The 18,502-nt window shown below is 54.2% G+C and carries 15 protein-coding genes; 8 read left to right on the top strand and 7 right to left on the bottom strand.

Going from position 1 to position 18,502, the window contains the following annotated elements; all coding sequences use genetic code 11:
• Positions 1–158: 158 nt before the first annotated feature.
• Both GCU45_RS29445 and GCU45_RS29440 read right to left on the bottom strand, forming a co-directional pair.
• Positions 159–1,562: an NAD-dependent malic enzyme gene (locus GCU45_RS29445; protein ID WP_145156888.1), complete on the bottom strand. Its 1,404-nt coding sequence runs from the start codon at positions 1,560–1,562 to the stop codon at positions 159–161.
• Positions 1,563–1,860: 298 nt separating this feature from the next.
• Positions 1,861–2,751 (bottom strand): GNAT family N-acetyltransferase, encoded by an 891-nt coding sequence (locus GCU45_RS29440; protein ID WP_152402549.1) that lies wholly within the window; start codon positions 2,749–2,751, stop codon positions 1,861–1,863.
• A gap of 268 nt (positions 2,752–3,019) precedes the next feature.
• On the opposite strand from GCU45_RS29440, the gene GCU45_RS29435 reads away from it, so the two are divergent.
• Together GCU45_RS29435 and GCU45_RS29430 are read left to right on the top strand one after the other, a co-directional pair.
• Complete coding sequence (locus tag GCU45_RS29435; RefSeq protein ID WP_152402547.1) at positions 3,020–5,128, top strand: acyltransferase family protein; 2,109 nt, start codon at positions 3,020–3,022, stop codon at positions 5,126–5,128.
• Positions 5,129–5,393: 265 nt separating this feature from the next.
• Positions 5,394–6,320 (top strand): aldo/keto reductase, encoded by a 927-nt coding sequence (locus GCU45_RS29430; protein WP_152402545.1) that lies wholly within the window; start codon positions 5,394–5,396, stop codon positions 6,318–6,320.
• A 151-nt stretch (positions 6,321–6,471) separates the two neighbouring features.
• Here GCU45_RS29430 and GCU45_RS29425 read toward each other — a convergent pair whose 3' ends face one another.
• From GCU45_RS29425 to GCU45_RS29410, 4 genes are all read right to left on the bottom strand, one after another.
• Entirely contained in the window at positions 6,472–7,398 is a 927-nt protein-coding gene (locus GCU45_RS29425; protein WP_152402543.1) for a D-alanine--D-alanine ligase, read from the bottom strand.
• Complete coding sequence (locus GCU45_RS29420; protein ID WP_152402541.1) at positions 7,392–8,849, bottom strand: MocR-like pyridoxine biosynthesis transcription factor PdxR; 1,458 nt, start codon at positions 8,847–8,849, stop codon at positions 7,392–7,394. Before GCU45_RS29420 ends, GCU45_RS29425 begins: the two co-directional genes overlap by 7 nt.
• 316 nt (positions 8,850–9,165) lie before the next feature.
• Positions 9,166–9,615 (bottom strand): OsmC family protein, encoded by a 450-nt coding sequence (locus GCU45_RS29415; protein ID WP_152402539.1) that lies wholly within the window; start codon positions 9,613–9,615, stop codon positions 9,166–9,168.
• Entirely contained in the window at positions 9,612–10,559 is a 948-nt protein-coding gene (locus tag GCU45_RS29410) for a radical SAM/SPASM domain-containing protein (RefSeq protein WP_152402537.1), read from the bottom strand. Before GCU45_RS29410 ends, GCU45_RS29415 begins: the two co-directional genes overlap by 4 nt.
• A 216-nt stretch (positions 10,560–10,775) precedes the next feature.
• On the opposite strand from GCU45_RS29410, the gene GCU45_RS29405 reads away from it, so the two are divergent.
• The 5 genes from GCU45_RS29405 (at position 10,776) to GCU45_RS29385 (ending at position 16,470) form a co-directional block, all read left to right on the top strand.
• Positions 10,776–11,606 carry a protein-glutamine gamma-glutamyltransferase gene (locus GCU45_RS29405; protein ID WP_244364329.1) on the top strand — a complete coding sequence of 277 codons (831 nt, stop codon included), beginning with the start codon at positions 10,776–10,778 and terminating at the stop codon, positions 11,604–11,606.
• A gap of 209 nt (positions 11,607–11,815) precedes the next feature.
• Entirely contained in the window at positions 11,816–13,180 is a 1,365-nt protein-coding gene (gene guaD, locus GCU45_RS29400; RefSeq protein WP_152402535.1) for a guanine deaminase, read from the top strand.
• A gap of 126 nt (positions 13,181–13,306) precedes the next feature.
• Entirely contained in the window at positions 13,307–14,641 is a 1,335-nt protein-coding gene (locus GCU45_RS29395; protein ID WP_076169481.1) for a uracil-xanthine permease family protein, read from the top strand.
• Between the two features lie 247 nt (positions 14,642–14,888).
• A complete protein-coding gene (locus GCU45_RS29390; protein ID WP_105443494.1) occupies positions 14,889–15,401 on the top strand; it encodes a TetR/AcrR family transcriptional regulator in 513 nt (170 codons plus the stop codon).
• Positions 15,402–15,570: 169 nt separating this feature from the next.
• Positions 15,571–16,470 (top strand): hypothetical protein, encoded by a 900-nt coding sequence (locus GCU45_RS29385; RefSeq protein ID WP_152402533.1) that lies wholly within the window; start codon positions 15,571–15,573, stop codon positions 16,468–16,470.
• 10 nt (positions 16,471–16,480) lie between these two features.
• On the opposite strand, the gene GCU45_RS29380 is transcribed toward GCU45_RS29385, so the two are convergent.
• On the bottom strand, positions 16,481–16,969 hold the full coding sequence (locus GCU45_RS29380) for a DUF1259 domain-containing protein (protein ID WP_152402531.1): 489 nt from the start codon (positions 16,967–16,969) through the stop codon (positions 16,481–16,483).
• Positions 16,970–17,130: 161 nt separating this feature from the next.
• On the opposite strand from GCU45_RS29380, the gene GCU45_RS29375 reads away from it, so the two are divergent.
• Positions 17,131–18,381, top strand: coding sequence for a methyl-accepting chemotaxis protein (locus GCU45_RS29375; RefSeq protein WP_116231090.1), 1,251 nt, complete (start codon positions 17,131–17,133; stop codon positions 18,379–18,381).
• Positions 18,382–18,502: the final 121 nt, after the last annotated feature.

Genomic DNA, 18,502 nt, shown 5'->3' with positions numbered 1-18,502 from the left:
GTTTTACTTATGTCAGTTGTCAGTTATAAATCACGGAGAGCAAACAAAAACCGCCCCTTGCTGCGATGTCCGGGTGACACCGCTTTACATGGGACGGTTTTGCTATTGTTGTATGCACGAGAACAAGTCAGCTGCTCTAAGCCGGGAAACCCCGCGTTTTATCTGAAGTCCTTCGGAATTCTGCGCGCCACCCCGGTCAGGATCGCCGCCTGGACTACGGCTTTGCGGATTTCGATTACAACCTGCTCGTTAAAAATACTCGGGATAATGTACAGCTCGTTCAGCTCTCCGCCCGAGACGACCGAAGCGATCGCCCGCGCCGCCGCCAGCTTCATCGGTTCGTTGATGCAGCGGGCCCGGCAGTCAAGTGCTCCACGGAACAGGCCCGGAAAGACGAGCACGTTGTTGATCTGGTTCGGATAATCGCTGCGCCCGGTCGCGTAGACCCGGGAATGCGGAATCGCCTCTTCCGGCGACACCTCCGGCTCTGGATTCGCCATCGCAAAGACGATCGGATCCGGCCCCATACTGCGGATATCCTCCCCGTTCAGCAGATTGCCGCGCGATACGCCGATGAATACGTCGGCCCCTTTGATGACCTCTTTAAGCGAGCCTTCGTTCGCTTCGACCTGCGGCTGGTCTGCCAGCCACTGCCACATCGGATGGCTGTATGTACCTCCCCTGACGATAGCGCCTTCTCGGTCAACCGGAACCAGCTTCGTTACGCCGGCGCTGAGGAGCATTTTGCAAATGGATACGCCCGCCGCACCGATGCCGTTCACGACGACCCGGATATTCTCCATCCGTTTGTTGACCACCTTCAGGGCGTTCAAGAGACCGGCGATGACGACTACGGCCGTACCATGCTGGTCATCATGGAATATCGGCATATCCAGCTCCTGGGCCAGCCGCGTCTCGATTTCGAAGCAGCGCGGAGAGCTGATGTCCTCCAGGTTGATGCCGCCGAAAATCGGGCTGATCGCCTTGATCGTCCGGATAATTTCCTCCGTGTCCGTCGTGTCCAGGCAGATCGGAAACGCATCGACGCCGGCAAGCTGCTTGAACAGCATCGCCTTGCCTTCCATCACGGGAGCCGCCGCATGCGGACCGATATCCCCAAGCCCGAGAACGGCTGTACCGTCAGTGATGACCGCTACCGTATTACGTTTAATCGTGAGCGAATAAGCCTTATCCTGGTCTTCGTGGATCGCAGTGCACACCTTGGCCACGCCTGGCGTATACACACGCGACAAGTCGTCCCGGTTTTTGATCGGCAGCGTCGGCTGAACCTTGATTTTGCCGCCCAAGTGAACGAGAAAGGTCCGGTCGGACACGTTGATCAGCTTGATACCGTCATGCCGCTTCAGCGATTCAACGACGCGGTCCTCCTGCGTGTCGACCACTTCTACCGTAATATCCCGTACAGAAGAATCCTTCCCGGGGCGGATGACGTCGATGGAGGTGATGTCCCCTCCCGATTTACTGATCGCGGCTGCGACATCTCCAAAAGTTACCTTCCCGTGATCCAGCTCAACCCTAAGAATAATACTCGTATTCGCCATGATGCATCCTCCTGATTCAAGGTTTAAAAATAGTCACCCGTGCTGTTAAAGCCATTTGTCATTTGTCCGAAGTCTGACGACCCGGCTTTGTAACCGATTGCAATTCTATCATAAGCTGATCCATATTCAGGCCAAAAGCTCGTCCGGTTTTGACTTTTCGGATCGAAACCGCCCGCATCATATCTTAACAATAACCGCGAAACTGCACAAGCGTCAGACATATCCATGAAGATCGGGAGTAACTCAGCGCTCCCACCGGCAGCTTCGGCCCGTGTATAGTTTATAAACGCTTGAGCCGTTACACGCTGCGTTTCATATGTACCTGGCTGACCGATATGCCAAAACCAGCTTCCTTCAGCACGCCCGTCAGCATCGTTTCGGACCCGGGAATATTGACGGTACGCAGGGTCAGTCCAAGGCTGGACGGCCCAAACACTTCGCTTAGGAGGCCCTTCATCAGCGCCAAAGCGTCTTCGCTTTGCCCGCCCAGAACCTTGCATTGAAACAGCGACGTGGAGGTATGCGTCCCCTGATCATCGAAACCCCTTTTATACAGTGCGTAACCGGCAGGCTGACCTTCCGGATCGAACGCGATCAGCGATTCGCCGTTCACCACGCTCTCCCATTGCGTCTGCCAAGGCTGGTTACTGACCGGCACGTGCAGCCTTTGGATATCCTGCGGAATGCCCCTGCGGAATTCGTACTTCCCGGAACCGCCACTCGTCAGCACTTCATCTTTCAGGCTTTTGCATTCATAGAAGACGAGATCGTCAATGACCTCATATCCCATCCGCTCGTACAGCGATATCGCCGGCTTGTTATCGCTCAGCGCTTCGAGCAGGGCGACATCCGCACCCTCCGCTTTGTACAGCTCAAGGCTGGCCTTGATCAGCAGCTTGCCGATGCCTTTGCCCCGATACGCCGGGATGATCCCTGTTCCCCCGTTCCATGCTGTCTTCACGCCGCCGGTATTCCGCAGACCGTTCATGACAAAACCGACGGGAATACCGTCCACACAGCCGACGATCGACTGGGCGAGCGACAATCCTTGATCTGCACTTCTCTTGAGGAGCATGTCCATGCTCATCGTGATGGGGACCGAATACCCCTTAAACCCTTCGTTCCAAAGATCCGTAAGCTCGGCAGGCGAAAATTCACTCATTCTTCTCATGATTACATTCATTTTCATTCATTCCCCACTTTCAGCAGATCTAACGGAAGTTCATCAAAGCTTTAGTTCAATCTATATACATAATGAATAAAATGTGAAATGAACGCAATCATTTTGTAACTTTCCCTCCGGTGGCCTATGATAAAGTATGACATGGTAAACTTATGTTTCACCGATCATCCATGTCTGGAGGCAGCTAAAGAATGCGCACATACATCTCAGGAGGTTCATACATAGCCGTTAACAACAGCGCCGCTCACCTGCCTGGAAAGCCGGGTAAGCCGCTATGATTCATCTCTCGCCGAATGATAAAAGATATATGCCGGGACTGGACGGACTCCGGACCCTGGCTGTTTTCGCTGTCATTTTGTACCATCTGAACGTCGGCTGGGCGCCGGGGGGACTGCTTGGCGTCAGCATATTTTTCGTCCTGTCCGGATATTTGATCACCGATCTTCTTACTGCCGAGTGGCGAAGGAGCGGAACACTTGACCTGAAGCAGTTTTGGATCAGACGGTGCCGGAGGCTGCTTCCCGCCATGATCGTCATGCTCGCTGCCGTGACCGCCTGGGTAACATTGGCGCGGCCGTCTACGATGCCGGTTTTAAAGGGCGACGCGATCTCGTCACTCTTTTATGTCAACAATTGGTATCTGATCTACCACCAGGTTTCGTACTTTGAAAAATTCGGTCCCGTCTCGCCGCTCGGACATCTGTGGTCGTTATCGGTTGAGGAGCAGTTTTACGTGCTGTGGCCGCTGCTTATGCTGATCGGTCTGAAGCTCGCCCCGCGGCGGGGAAAAATGTTTCTGTTCATGCTCTCAGCCGCGGCGGTATCGGCCCTGGCGATGCTGGTCATCTACGATCCGGGGACGGATCCCAGCCGGGTTTATTATGGGACGGATACACGGGCGTTTTCGCTCCTTATAGGAGCCGCGCTCAGCATTATTTGGCCTAGCCGCAAGCTGTCTCCCCGGATCGACCGGTTCTCCAGGCGCTTGCTGGACGGCATCGGCATACTCAGCATAGCAGCGATTCTGGTCATGATCTGGACCACCAACGAATACGACGCATTTCTGTATCCCGGCGGCTTGGTCCTTCTGTCGCTGGTCGCAGCCGCCGCCGTGGCCGTGCTCGCCCACCCGGCTAGCCGGGTGGGCCGTCTGATTGGCTGCAAGCCGCTGCGATGGCTCGGCGTTCGCTCCTACGGCATATACATATGGCATTATCCAGTAATCATTTTATCCACAACAAGCGGAGCCGGAGACGTGAGCGTCCTGAAAGCCGTATTTCAGGTGGCTGCCAGCATTGCGCTGGCTGCGCTGTCGTATACATTAATCGAAGAACCGATCCGCAAAGGGTTATTGGGAAAAGGGTTGAAGAAGCTGCGCTCCGGCAAACTGGGCGTTGATCAGATTCCGCTGAAGGGCTGGATTACCGGGGCTACCTTACTGCTGCTGGTCATTATCTCCTGCACAGGCATCGCCCGGACACCGGCGGTGGCATCCACCGTCCAGGCGCTCGGCCCGGCCGCTTCCGGAGCTGACGGCTCCAGCCCGGTGTCACAGGAGGTTTCCGCTGCCGGGGACGGCACAGGAAACGCGGATGCCGATGCTTCCGGCCAGCAAACCGCAAAAGGCGGCGATCGTCACGACGCCGGCCCGGCGAAGACCTCCGCCGGCAGTCCCGCCGACGTGCAAACGCCTCCTGCATCCCAGGGCCAGCAGGAGACGGATGATGCAGCTTCGGGTACTACAGGCCAGGCCGAAGGCCCGCCTTCCGCCGGCGGCAAAGCAACATCGTCCGCGAATCCCGTAGGCGTGGCCGGCACGCCTCCCGCCAAATCCGGCGAGCCGGGAGGGAGTTCGGGCAAGGCGTCCGGGCAAGGGGCCGGCGCAGCTGGAACGAACGCCCCTCCACCGGTCAAGCGGAATCTGGCGGTGAGCGCCATCGGCGATTCCATCCTGCTGGACGCCACTCCATATTTGCAGCAGTACCTTCCCGGCATCGTCGTCGATGCCGAGATCGGCCGGCAAATGTCGGAAGCGCCTGACATCGTGGAGCGGCTCCGGGCGGAAGGCAAGCTCGGCGACTACGTGGTGATCGAGCTCGGAACCAATGGCGCCTTCAACTCCAAGCAGCTTTCCCGGCTTCTCGACTCGCTGAAGGACGTCCGGCAGGTCGTGCTCGTGAACACCCGGGTGCCGAGAAACTGGGAAAGCACGGTCAATACGGCGCTCCGAAAGGCAGCCGATGCCCATGACAATGCGACGCTGCTCGATTGGTACGAAGCGAGCAGCGGAAAGTCCTTCTTTACACCCGACGGGGTCCATCTCAAGAAGGATGGAGCCAAACTTCTGGCATCGCTGATTACGAATGCCGTCGGAACTAAATAACCGGGCTCATAAAAACATTTGTGTTAAGAGCATTTGAGATATGCACGTGTTGGAACTCATACATGACTGTTACCTTTTAGTGGTTTGGCAGGCACTCCCGCACAGCCGGGCACGGAAATGATCCGTGCCCGGTTTTTTCGATTCATTTTCAGTGGAGCGTCTCTCTCACGTCCCCCGTTTAACTGTACATATTGTATAAACAGTTCGCAATTTGATATGATAATGAAGGATTACCATCAATGAATGTAGAGAAGGAGAGATCACCATGGCTACGATTCGTTTAGGCAAAAGCGATCTGCACATTAATCCGATTGGGCTCGGAGCCAACGCTGTCGGCGGGCATAATCTGTATCCGAATCTGAATGAAGAGACAGGCAGGGACGTGGTCCGGACCGCCCTCGACCTCGGGGTGAATTTCCTGGATACCGCGTTCATCTACGGTCCCGGCCGCTCCGAAGAGCTGATCGGCGAGGTGTTGAAAGAGAAAGGCAGAGCGAAAGCCGTCCTCGCGACCAAAGGCGCGCACAAGTTTGTGGATGGCAAAGTCGTGATGGACAATTCGCCCGCCTTTTTGGAGCAATCGGTCGAAGACAGTCTAAGACGCCTGCAGACGGATTACATCGACCTGTTCTACATCCATTTTCCCGATGAGCAGACGCCGAAGGCTGAAGCCGTCGGAGCGCTGCAGAGGCTGAAGGAACAGGGCAAAATCCGGGCCATCGGCGTATCGAATTTCAGCATCGACCAGCTGAAAGAGGCAAACGTGAACGGCTATGTGGATGTGCTCCAATCGGAATACAACCTTTTTGCCCGGGACGCGGAAAAGGAGCTGCTTCCATACTGTGAAGCGAACGGCATCTCATTTGTCCCTTATTTCCCGCTGGCTTCCGGCCTGCTAGGCGGCAAATATACGAAGGACACCACGTTCAGCGATTTCCGCGCGAACAATCCGCGCTTTCAAGGTGAAGCTTTCGCCCGGAACCTGGACAAGGTGGATCGACTGCGGCCGATCGCTTCGCAAAAGAACGTCGAAGTGGCTCATGTGGTGCTGGCCTGGTACCTGAAGCAGCCGGCCATTGACGCCCTGATTCCGGGAGCGAAAAAACCGGAGCAGGTGAAGGAAAACCTGAAGACACTGGACGTTCAATTAACGGATGCTGAAGTCGAAGAGATCAGCGGTATCTTTAAATAATCCGCGGGGACCGTCGGCGGATGAGCCGAATCTGCGGGAAAGACGCGGCCTATCTGGCATCGGATGTATATATTTTTTGATCTCTTCAACAAAAGGAGCTGCTTTCAGGGCGATCCGCCCTAAAAGCAGCTCTTTTGCTGTCAACCATCGATTACACAACGAGCCCGTATTCCCGCCGCCGTTCAGCCAATGACCCCTCGATGATCCGGTCCAGCAGGGCGGAGAAGGACAGCCCAGCGGCCTGCGCGCTCTTGGGCAGCAGACTGGTCCGGGTCATACCAGGCAGCGTGTTGACCTCCATCACGTAAGGAATGCCCTGGTGAAGCATGACATCCACCCTCGCGTACACGCTGCATTTGAGCACGCGGCAGCTGAGCTCGGCGGCCCGGCGGACCCGTTCGGCGGTATCCGGATTCAGGCTCGCGACGGCTTCTTCGCACTCCCCTTCCTCGTATTTGGAAGTGTAATCGAAAAACTCCCCGTTCGGCTTGATCGCCAGAACCGGAAGGTACTCGCCGTTCAGCAGGCTGCACGTGATTTCCTCACCCGCGATGTACTGCTCGAGGATCACTTCATCGTCCCAGTGGAAAGCGCGCTCCACCGCTTCCCGCAAGCTCTGCTCATCCCGCGCCAGCGTAACGCCGACGCTGGAACCGCCGCTGTTCGGTTTGACGACAAGCGGATAGAGCGGTTCCGAGGCGAGCACGTTCTCCAGCTCATCCGGACTCGTCAGCAGCGTCCAGTCGGGTGTCTCTACACCCTCGTAACGGAGCAGCTTCTTAGCCGTATTTTTGTCCATGCACAGGCTGCTCGCCAAAACGCCGCTGCCGGTGTATGGAACACCGAGCGTCTCGAGCGTACCCTGGATCGTTCCGTCTTCCCCATATTTGCCGTGCAGGGCGATCACGGCCATATCGATACCGGCCAGCTGCTGCGGCAAATCCCGTTTCCTCGTAATTTCGATCGGCCGGACTTCGTATTTGGCGGGATCCAGATGCGAGATGATCTCCCTGCCCGTCATCAACGACACCTCCCGTTCGGAGGAATCTCCGCCCATAATTACGCCTACTCTTAACATCCGTTCTCCTCCATTCGTCTTTGGACCGCCTTTCCGATCACCTGGATGCCGTGCACAAGGTCTTCATCGCTCACCCGTGAAAAACCGATCCGCAGCGTTCCCTCGCCCTGACCGTCCGTATAGAACACATCTCCTGCGGTAAACACCACGCCTTGTTCGTAACAATCCCGCAAAATATCCCTTGAGCGGATGCCGTCCTGCAGCTCAAGGAACAGATGGAGCCCGCCGGTTCCGGTTAACCTTTTGTGCGGTATATACTTGCGGCAGCACTCTACAGCCAGCTCATGCTTATGCTTATATTCAGATTTCGCCCGCTTCAAATACTTTTCAAAATTGCCGTTATGAAAATATTGATACAGCACCGCCTGATCCAGCGTGGAGGTGTGGATGTTTCTCGCCCGCTTGACGCTGACCAGCGCATCGATCAGCTCCCTGTCCGCCGCGATCCAGCCGATGCGGATGCCCGGGAACAATATTTTGGAAAAGCTCCCGAGGTAAATGACGCTGTTTCCATCCCCGCCGAAGGCCGCCAGCGGGGCCATGTGCGAGCCCGAATAGCGCAGCTCCTCATTGAAACCGTCCTCGATCAATGGAACCTGGTGCTTTGCCAGCAGGCGCAGCACCTCGACCCGCTTCTCGGCCGACATTACGATCCCGGTTGGATTGTGATACGACGGGGTGAGGAACGCCAGACCGAAGGAGTTTTCGGTCAGCGCCCGCTCCATCTCGCCGATATCGATCCCGTCCTGCTCCATCCCGATCCCGGTAATGTCATATCCTTGAAGCCGGGAAATTTTGATGGCTGTATGATGAGTCGGGTTTTCGCACAAAATATGCTTTTCTTTCACGTTCAGCGAGGACAGGATGATATCATAAGCTTCCGTGAACCCGTTCGTGATCAGAATATCTTTACCGTCCATGTCGACGCCTTTCGTTTCCATATAACCCGTCAAATATTCGATCAACGGTTTGTATCCTTTGGCGTAGCCGTAGTTGAGCAAAATCTCCCCTTCGATCGCCATCCGGTCCAGAAAAGCGCGCTTCACGTTGGCCAGGTCGAAGAGCTTCTCGTCGGGGGCGATGCTCGCGAAGTTAATCATCCCCTTCTCCCCGCGCAGGTCGCGCTTCATCAAATCCAGATCCGTGGCCGCTTGTGCCACCGGGCTCAAATGCTGCTGCCAATCCACATGCCAGGAAGGCACCGAAGCGATGCCCACTTTGGAGACGAAAGTTCCTTTGGAGCGGACGGTATAAATGTACCCTTCCTCCTCGAGCTCGGTGTACACCGCCACCAGCGTGTTGCGGCTGATATTCAGCATCGTGCTGAGCTCCCGAGTCGACGGCAGCTTCTGGTCCACCCTTCCCTTGCCCTTGGTGATCCACTGCTTCAAGTATTCTTTGACCTGCACCGTCAGCGGCCGGCCTTCTGTAATTTTAAAATCCGTAAACATGACGTTATTCCCCCCGTACCTATCTTCACACAAACCGCTGCCTGATAAAAGATCCACCGGACGGCGTTTTCCGGCCCGGCGTGGTTTAGTTTGTCCATAGGCCATGATACCGGCTCTCGCCGAACCGCTTCGGCTGTCCTCCTTCTCAGGATGCCCGAAAGCCGGAGGCCGACTCACCCGCTTTCATTCATTTGTGATCTGGGCGCTTTCCTGAGTTTGTCCAAGCAAACAGAAAGACCGCCGGGCAGCCTGCCCAAGCGGTCTGTTCATACATTCAGCGGTTTGGCGCTCGCCTCTCACCAAGGCTTTAACGCCGCTATTCCGTAACGGTTTCGATCTTCGGCTCAGTTGCGAGGGCCACATTCCCGGATACCGCCCGGGAAATCATGCAGGAGCCTTCCGCTTTATGCGCCAGCCTGTCCGCCGTCTCCACGTCTTTGGCTGTTGCATCACGGGCCAGCACGATATGCGGCTTGTGCGTAATGCTGACGTACGTAAAAATGTTGTCCGTCACGTCCACGATGCCTTCGGACTCCAGCGAAAGCTCGTGAACCGGAAGGTGCGAACGCTCCATCATGGCCGCCAGTGTGATTAAGTAGCAGGTAGCGGCGGCGCCGAGCAGCATTTCGTCGGGATTCGTCCCGACGCCCGGGCCTCCCATCTCTTTCGGGATGGAAATTTGCGTACGGAGATTGCCTGCTTCGATCTGTCCATCGCTGTTCCGTCCGCCGTTCCAGCCGGCCTTTAACATAAATGAATGTTTCACAGTCCAGTCGCCTCCTGTAATTCAGAGCGGGCAGGCTGCGGCTCGTCAGAAGCGATGCCGTTCGCTTTATAGTTAAAGCGCTGGCGGTAGCCGCATTTTCTGCACAGCTCCTCCACGACCTCGCGCCGGGAAAAACCGTCGACGATCCGGTTTGCCCGCTCGCTTTCAATAATTTCGGAAAATGGGGTCTTGTGGATGTTGCCGAGATTAATGACACCTTCCCCGTCAAGGCAGCAGGGGATCACCGTTCCATCCACCAGGACGCCCGCCTGATTACGGAGACCATGGCAGAAGCCCCGGCTGAGGTCCTCCTCCTCCGTCAGGTCCGGCCATTTAAATTCATGGTCCATATTGATGTAGATCCGGTCCGCAATTTTGATGCCTTTGCCGGGAACGATTTTTTCCTCGATTTTGTAATCCAGGTTAAACTCCTTCTCAATGTACTCCAGCATTTCCCGATTGCGGCTCCGCTCCAAGTTCGTTGCGTTGTCCGGGTCGAGATTCCACAGCCGCAGCGATACGATCATGCCCGATTGGGACACCGCCTCTTTGACAAAGGAGAGCACTTTGGAGATATAGCCGTTCTTGTCCTGGGAACCGACATGCCCGTCAAAGCTGTGCAGGGAGAAATTCATCTGCCGCAGCGCCGGCTTGTTCAGCAGCTTCCGACCTGCCTTGTGCAGCAGCGTGCCGTTGGACGTGATGTTCACTTTAAACCCTTTCTCATGGGCGATATCCAGCAGCTGGTCGATATGCGGATGAAGCAGCGGTTCGCCTTTGACATGAAAATAAATATATTCCGTGTGGGGTTTGATCTCATCCAGAGTATGCGTAAATTGCTCAATCGTAATATAATTGGTCGCCCGGTGCGTCGGCGGACAAAACGTACAGGCCAGATTGCATTTGCTCGTCAGTTCGACGTAAAACTTTTTGAATTTTTTCATGATGGAAGCTCCAGTCTGATCCTTAAAAGTTACCTTCTCAACCTATTATATTAGAACATCCTTCCGAAGCAAACGTAAACCGTATTTTTGACAAAGGACAGCCTTAATCGCTTGGATCTGACAATCGGGGTTATTTCCGGGCCCGGCCTGCTCATATGCTGATATATGCCGCGGGCTTTTTCGATCATCAATAAACGGCAAGGAGGGATGAACGGGGTGATTACGATTGGAAGCGGCGGGGAAACGGTGAACCCGTCAGGATGGCCGGATTTGTGGAGGCAAATTTACGACAGGAAGATGAGGAGCACGACCGCATATCATTACGAATCGCCGGCCCATCTGGTCTTTGAACTTAGGCTCCGTGAAGCGATCGTCAGAGCGGCAGCCGACTTAAACCGGAGCGGAGTGCAGTTTGAAACCTTCAAAAATTCCCACTGCAACGAAGCGTACTGGTACTTGAACCGGCGCGGCGGCTTCGAGCTCAAGCCCCATGTTACGCCTGCCCAGGGAATCCAGGACATCTTCGTGAATGGCTGGGCGTATGGCTTCGAATGCGCGACGGGGATCGTGATCGTATTGTACAAGGGTGTGCTCGATTGTATTCGGGAAGACGACTTCAACCGTCTGTTCGCGAATCTGCTCCTGTACGACTGGCATTACGACAGCGACCTGGGATTGATTGAAAAAACGGGTTCCCGGGATTCCTATCCGGGCGACGTCCGGTATTTTAAAAATCCGGATGTCAATCCCCATCGGATCGAGTGGCAGGGTGAAAATACGATCCAAATGGACGACGACCTGTACTACGGTCACGGAGTCGGTATTGTCACTTCAGGCGAAATCATCAGTACGCTCAACCGGTACCGGATTCCGGGCAGCAGCCGTTCCGCCTATTTGACCGACCAGATCATCCATCCGGATTTTCTGTATTTGTCGGGATTCGCCGCTGGCGGGCCACCGGCCCCCACCAACTGGCAGCAGCAGCCCTACAGGGAGAACGGCATCACCGCTTCCCGGATCGGCAGCCGGGTCTATCTTCGCTATTAAGTCTGCAGCGCAACGGCCCTTTGGTCTATACTGGGGCAGAATTAAGTCTAGACATGTACATGATGATTTAAGGTTAATATAGGTAACCGCCTTCTGTAGAAGGCGGTTTTTCACTTTCACAATCATTCGCTTTTTAATATAGACTAATCATTTTTCAGCGCATATAATAACAAAAGTATCATCAAATAACGAACATTAAGGCGGTAACTATGAGTAAATATAAGCAATTGTTTCGAGGAACGGCATTTTCCAGTAAATCATCCAAAGAAATTGAAATCCTAAAAGACCATCTCTTCTGTATCCATGATGACGGGAAAATCGAAAAAATCGTGGCTCCTGAGGATGCCGATTATCAGGTTCTGCTGGACGCTTATCAAGGAAAAGACAACTTTTATTCGTTAACTGAAGGCCAGTACATCCTGCCCGGATTCATCGATCTGCATGTTCACGCTCCGCAATGGGCCCAATCCGGAACGGCACTGGACATCCCGCTCTATGATTGGCTCAACACCTATACTTTCCCGCTGGAATCCAAGTTCTCAGATCTCGATTTTGCCCATGAGGTCTACGACGATTTGGTCCGCACCCTGCTCGCCAACGGCACCACGACGGCCCTATATTTTGCCACCATACATAAAGAATCCAGTTTATTGTTAGCTCGAATTTGCGCCGAAAGGGGCCAGCGCGGACTCGTCGGAAAAGTCGTCATGGATGACCCGGAGCAAAATCCGGAAAATTACCGCGACGCGGACACCCAGGCGGCACTTGCAGACACGGAAGAGTTTATTCTCGCCGTCAAAGCATTGTCCAAAACAGTAAAACAAGGCGTATTTCCCGTCGTGACGCCAAGGTTCATTCCAAGCTGCACGGATGAGGCGCTGCACGGCTTGGGAGAGCTGGCCGAAAAATACGACGCCTACGTGCAATCGCATTGCAGCGAAAGCGACTGGGCTCATGGTTATGTTCGGGACCGGTTCCGGAAAAACGATGCCTATGCCCTGCATGATTTTGGGCTGCTGCGCGACAAGTCCGTCATGGCCCACTGCAATTTCCTGAGCGACGATGACGCGAACTTATTTGCCGAAACCGGAACGGCTGTCGCCCACTGCCCGATATCTAACGCCTATTTTGCCAACAGCGTTATCCCCGTCGCCCATCTTCACGAAAAAGGAGTAGAGATCGGCCTGGGGACCGACATTTCGGGAGGTTTTTCTCCAAGCCTGTTCGATAATATCAGACAAGCCGTCATGTCCTCCAGAATGCTGGAGGATGGCGTGAACCCTGCCCTACCTGCCAAAGACCGCGGTATGCCGGGATCGCGCATTACGGTGAACGAAGCGTTTTACCTCGCTACAGCCGGGGGAGGCGAAAGCTTAAGCTTGCCGATCGGCCGCATCCAGGAAAACTATGCCTGGGATGTGCAGATCATCGATACGAAGCTGCCAACCGCCAAACTGCCGATCTTTGATCCAAATGAAGATTTGAACGACGTGTTCCAAAAAATGCTGTACCTGACCCGGCCCGAAAACATCCGCGAAGTTTGGGTACAGGGCGAAAAAGTCCATTCGCGTTAAAAGTAGACGTCCAGTGCAATGATTGGCATACTTTTTCTACGTTAAACCATTCGCTATTCCTAGAAAAATCCAAAAATATTCGAGGTGTACTCCTGAGTGAACACACAAACAGCGGCACAAACAGCTATGCATTCCGAGATTCAAGAACAAGCTCCTCAATTGACTGTTTCACCTGACGATAAAATTCCGGTCTACAAATCGATCATTCTGGGCTTACAGCACGTCGTCGCCATGGACGTCTATGTCGTGCCATTTCTGATCGCGATGCTGATCGGCTTATCGTCCGGCCAGTCCAGCGCTTTGATTCAAGCGACCTTTATTGCGGCCGGTCTGGCTACGATCGTACAAACGTATTTTTGCATGAAGCTGCCTGTCGCCCAAGGCCCTTCCTACGTTCCGCTTGGCGCTATCGTCAGCATTTATGCCGCCAGCGGCGGTGGGCAGTTAGGCTGGAACTCCGTTTTAGGCGCGGGTTTGATTGGCGCGGTTTTGGTCATTGTTTTGGGCTTTACCGGCATTTTCAATAAAATCGTAAAATCGTTTATTCCGCCGATCGTTGGCGGCACGATCATTTTCATCGTCGGTCTTTCTTTACTGCCTGTGGCCATCCGGGATAATATCTACGGTGCGACAGATGCGACCATCAACCAAAACGTGCTGCTGGCCCTCATATCGGGCGCTGTACTCATCATTTTTGTCATCCTGGGTTCCTTGTTCCGCGGTAAAGGCTCCATCTTCCGCATCATTTCGGTCATGGTCGCGTTGGTCGTCGGGTGTATTTCGGCGAATTTTATGGGTGTGCTTCATTTCTCTGCGGTGAACGATGCCAAATGGTTCAGTATGCCGCAGCTCCCCTTTGCCGATTTCGGCTTTTCGTTCAACATTTCGGCGATCATTACCATGGTCATTATTTATTTCGTCCTGTTGGCCGAAACGACAGGCACATGGTTTGCCGTCAGCAACGTCATCGATAAACCGTTAACCGATAAAAACTTAAACCGGGGTGTCATCGGGGAAGGCATCAGCTGTCTTATCGCTTCATTGCTCGGTTCGACGCCGGTTACGGGTTATTCCACCAATGCAGGCATCATTTCCATCACGGGCATCGCGAGCCGCCGCGTCTTCCTGGCCGTAGGTGTATGGTTTGTCATCTTCGGCTGCTCGGGTAAACTGGCCGCGTTGATCTCTTCCATCCCTACGGCTGTCATCGGCGGCGTTTTCACCATCGTCTGCGGCATCATCGCCATTAACGGCGTGCAGGTGATGAAAAACGTCAGCATCGCCGAAAAAGAAATGTACATCATCGCAATCCCGATGATCCTGACTTTGGCATTAGTCATGATCCCGCAGGATTTCCTGCACTCGCTGCCTACGTTCGTGCAATATTTGCTGGGGTCGCCGATTTTGGCTGCATCGATTGCAGCGATCGTATTAAATAAGGTGCTGCCCGGCAGAAAATAAAGTAAGTAGATGCGGGTTCCAATAAATAATGCAAGGCACCCGTGACAGGGCTGACCTGGAAGGACGCAAATAGCGCGCCTTCCAGTCAGCCCTGTTCCTTTTCCCGTATGCTGCTGAACAGGCTGCGTCCGGACTGCGAACGTAAAAGCGGACATACTCGTCAAAGACAAGTCGGAGATAGAAAATGTTGACAGCATGTGATGGTGGAGCTATTATTTATTTATCAATAAATAAGGGAGCAACGAAGATGGTCATCCGGCAGGATCGTAAAGAACAAATTTTAGCCAAAGCAGTCGACGTATTTGCCGAACTCGGGTATTACAAAGCAACAACGGCGCGGGTAGCCAAGGAAGCTGGCGTTACGCAGCCGTATGTGTTTCATTTTTTCAGCAACAAGGAAGAGCTGTTTATCGCTGTCATCGACCGGGCTATCGGGCGGATCGCCGATGCCTTTTCACGGGTCGAAGCGCCGGCCGATCAGCTGATGGAAACCATGGGGCAAGTATTTGATGACGTTATGAGCAGCTACCGGGCAGAAACGCTGCTCGTCATGCAGGCGCATACGATCCCGGAACCGGCGATTCGCGAGCATGTGCGCGGGCTTTTTTCCAATATATTCAGTTCGGTGCTGGAGAAATTTACCGCCGCCGGTTTGCCGGAGCCTGAAGCCGCGGCAAGCCAGTTTATGGGCATGGGGTATCTGATCACGGTAGCTGAAGTGCTGGATTTACCGCAGATGCTTTGCTTCAAGGACTGTTAGAGTGGTGCTTATTTGAGCATGGAGACTAAACGCTAAACGCTTCTAGATGGTTCAAATTCCAGCCGGTCTGGAGCAAAACAGAGAATACAAAAAGGCAGTTACAGACTGCCTTTTTTGTAGCCTATATATTTATTTATCAATAAATAAAAAACAGGAGGTTTGAGGATTGATGGAAAACTATATTCGTTTGGCTTTGCGGGGCGCCGGACGCCTCTTTGCGGAGGAGAAGCTGCTCGCTTGGCTCGGTGTTGTGGGGTTTGTCCTTGCCGCGGGCATCGCTGCATATATCGGCATGTTCGGCCCGATTGTACCGCCGGGGGGCAATGTCGCCAGTGCCTTTTCGTTCAATGCGGCGATCGGCGTATTTATGCTGTCGATTGCCATGCTGCTGCCGCTGTCCGGCTTTAAGGCAAGGGCGCGGACGGCCATCCGCCGGGTATTCGTTCCGATCGTCGTCTATGCATACGCCGTGGAGACGATCCAACATTTTCGGGGCGTGAACCCGCGGTTCTCGCAATCCGGTTCAATCATCGATACGATCGCCGGAACTGCGTTTGGCCTTGCATCCTTCATCCTTATTATCGTGACGACCGTTGTTGCCGCTGCCTTTTTCCGCCGCAAGCTCTTGGCCACACGGCCGCTGCTGATCCTCGGCATCCGCTATTCATTTGTGTCGGTGACGCTTAGCTTTGCGGCCGGCTTGTGGATGATCGCCCTGAACGGGCGCTTTACGGGAGCAAGCGGCAATATCATCGTCCTGCACGGCCTCGGTTTTCATGCGCTGCAGGTTCTGCCGCTGCTCGGCTGGTTGTTGGAGCGCTCTCGGGCCGAAGCCCGGCGCGCACAGCTGCTTCTGCATACTGGCAGCGCCGCTTGGATCGCATCCGTTGCCGCGGTCGCTATTCAGACCGCCGCGGGCCGCACCATTTTCGAGTGGTCAGCGCTTCCCGTCGTGGCGGCCGCCGGATTGCTTCTATGCCTGGCATCCATTGCAGCCGCTGCGGGCACCGAGTTGTTAAAGCCGCGCTTCGCCCCTGCTGTTCCGTCCTTCACTGATCTGGAGCCGTAAATAAACCGTTTTAATGGACCGTGCCTTGGTGTTTCACCGCTTCCATGGCGTGGTATACCGTATGACTGAGGGAGGCGAGGTCTCCTTCCGCCTGAAAATGAAGGTACAGCACCTCCGGCTCCTGCTGCATCCAATGGTTATGCACAGCCGAGATGTTGATCTTGCCTTTGCGGAGCGCATCAATGACCGGATTGACTTCGTCCTCCAGCAGCGCGAATTCGCCGGTCACCGCTCCCTTCGCCCCTTGGGGGTCTGTGTGCTCGAATGTGGCACCCAGGGCAAGATCCATCAGCTCCGGCGAAAGGTGACGACCCATGAGCGACACGTTCAGGTCGCTGCGTTTGATATGCACGTCGCAGACGTTTCCTTCCTGCTGGACGTTTGATTTAAAAAGACTCTTCTCGATTTTGCAAACATCGGCTGGCTTTGCTGATGCAGCTCCTGCCGGAGCAGCCGCTGCCGCCAGAACCATCATCCAAATCATCAACACTATACGCATCGGGTAACAACCTCCTGAAAACTCACTTTTTTGGTTTATTATGGCTTCATGGAACCACTTTCATGTAGTGAATCGACAAAAATATTCATATATAGACCTTTTGCTCATATCGATGTTATAATATGGTAAAATTTGCTCAATTGAAGGAGGTCTATTTTCCTATGTCTTGGCTGAAGAATCTTCCTCTGTCCCAGCGGGTCCTGGCCGGATGTTACTTGGTGGCCGCATTGTTCGCACTCCCAGCCCTGATTATTTTTATTCTGATCGGGGAAATCCTCATCGGCGCGGCGTTCGTCATCATCTTTGCCGCACTGACTTACCCTTTAGCCCGCTACATCGAGAAAACGCTTACATCTTCGTTTGACAGCATCGCTAACGCCACCGCCAGCATTGCCAAAGGCGATTTTACGAACCGTGTGGATGAATCGGGTTCTATGGGCGACGTCAGCCGATCGTTTAACAGCATGGTGGACAAGCTGAAGAAAATTTTGAACGACGCGTCAAGTATCACCCGCCAGGTGATGGATTCGAGCCGCGGTATCGCGGATAAAAATCAGGAGCTTAAAACCGTCATGGCGACAGTCGCCACTTCGGCCAACGAGCTGGCCGTCGGCGCGAACGAAATTTCCTCGGACGTCGCCGGCATGACCGAATCCATCCAGGCCATCGAGCTCAAAGTCGGCAACTATGCGGCCTCTACCAAGGAAATGAAGCAGCAGTCCGAAATTACCTTCAGCCTCGTAGAGAAAGGACGCCAGTCTGTGGAGAAGCAAGCGGAAGGGATGCGACAGAACGTCGAAGCAACAGAAAATGTGGCCAAGACCATTGACACGCTGTCCAAAAATGCCCAAGGCATCACGAAGATCACCAAGACGATTTCCGAACTTGCCGAACAGACCAACCTCTTGTCCTTAAACGCTTCGATCGAGGCGGCGCGGGCAGGCGAGCATGGGCTTGGCTTTGCCGTGGTGGCCCAGGAAGTCCGCAAGCTTGCGGAGGAATCAACTGCGTCTACGCAGGAAGTATTCAGCCTCGTTAAAAGCATTGAGCAGAGCATTCACCAGGCGATTGACAACATCAAGATCAACGAGGATGTGGTGCAGCAGCAAAATGAACGGATCCGCGAGGCCGAGCAGATCTTTGCCCACATCGTCGAAAGCGTACAATACATAACCGAGCAAATCACTTCATTCTCAAATGAAAGTGACCTGATGCTGGACAGTGCCCGTAAAATATCGGCGGCCATCCAGAATATTTCGGCCATCACCGAGCAGTCCTCTGCCGGTACGGAGCAGGTGTCCGCCGCCATGAACGAGCAGATGAAGTCGATCGAGGCGGTCGTCGATGAGACCGAAGCAATGAGACAGGCCGTGTTCCAGCTGCAAAAGACGATTCAGATTTTTAAATTCTAATCGGCATACATGAATAAAGCAGGCATACAGCGGGATGAACCCCGCCGTATGCCTGCTTTTATTATTAAGCAACAGATGATGTCCTACGCCTCACAAATGTTTCATACTTGAGCACGAGCTT

Origin of the sequence: Paenibacillus cellulositrophicus, from assembly GCF_009363095.1 — a bacterium.
Lineage (GTDB): Bacteria > Bacillota > Bacilli > Paenibacillales > Paenibacillaceae > Paenibacillus_AQ > Paenibacillus_AQ favisporus.
This window is presented reverse-complemented; position numbering and strand designations above follow the sequence as displayed.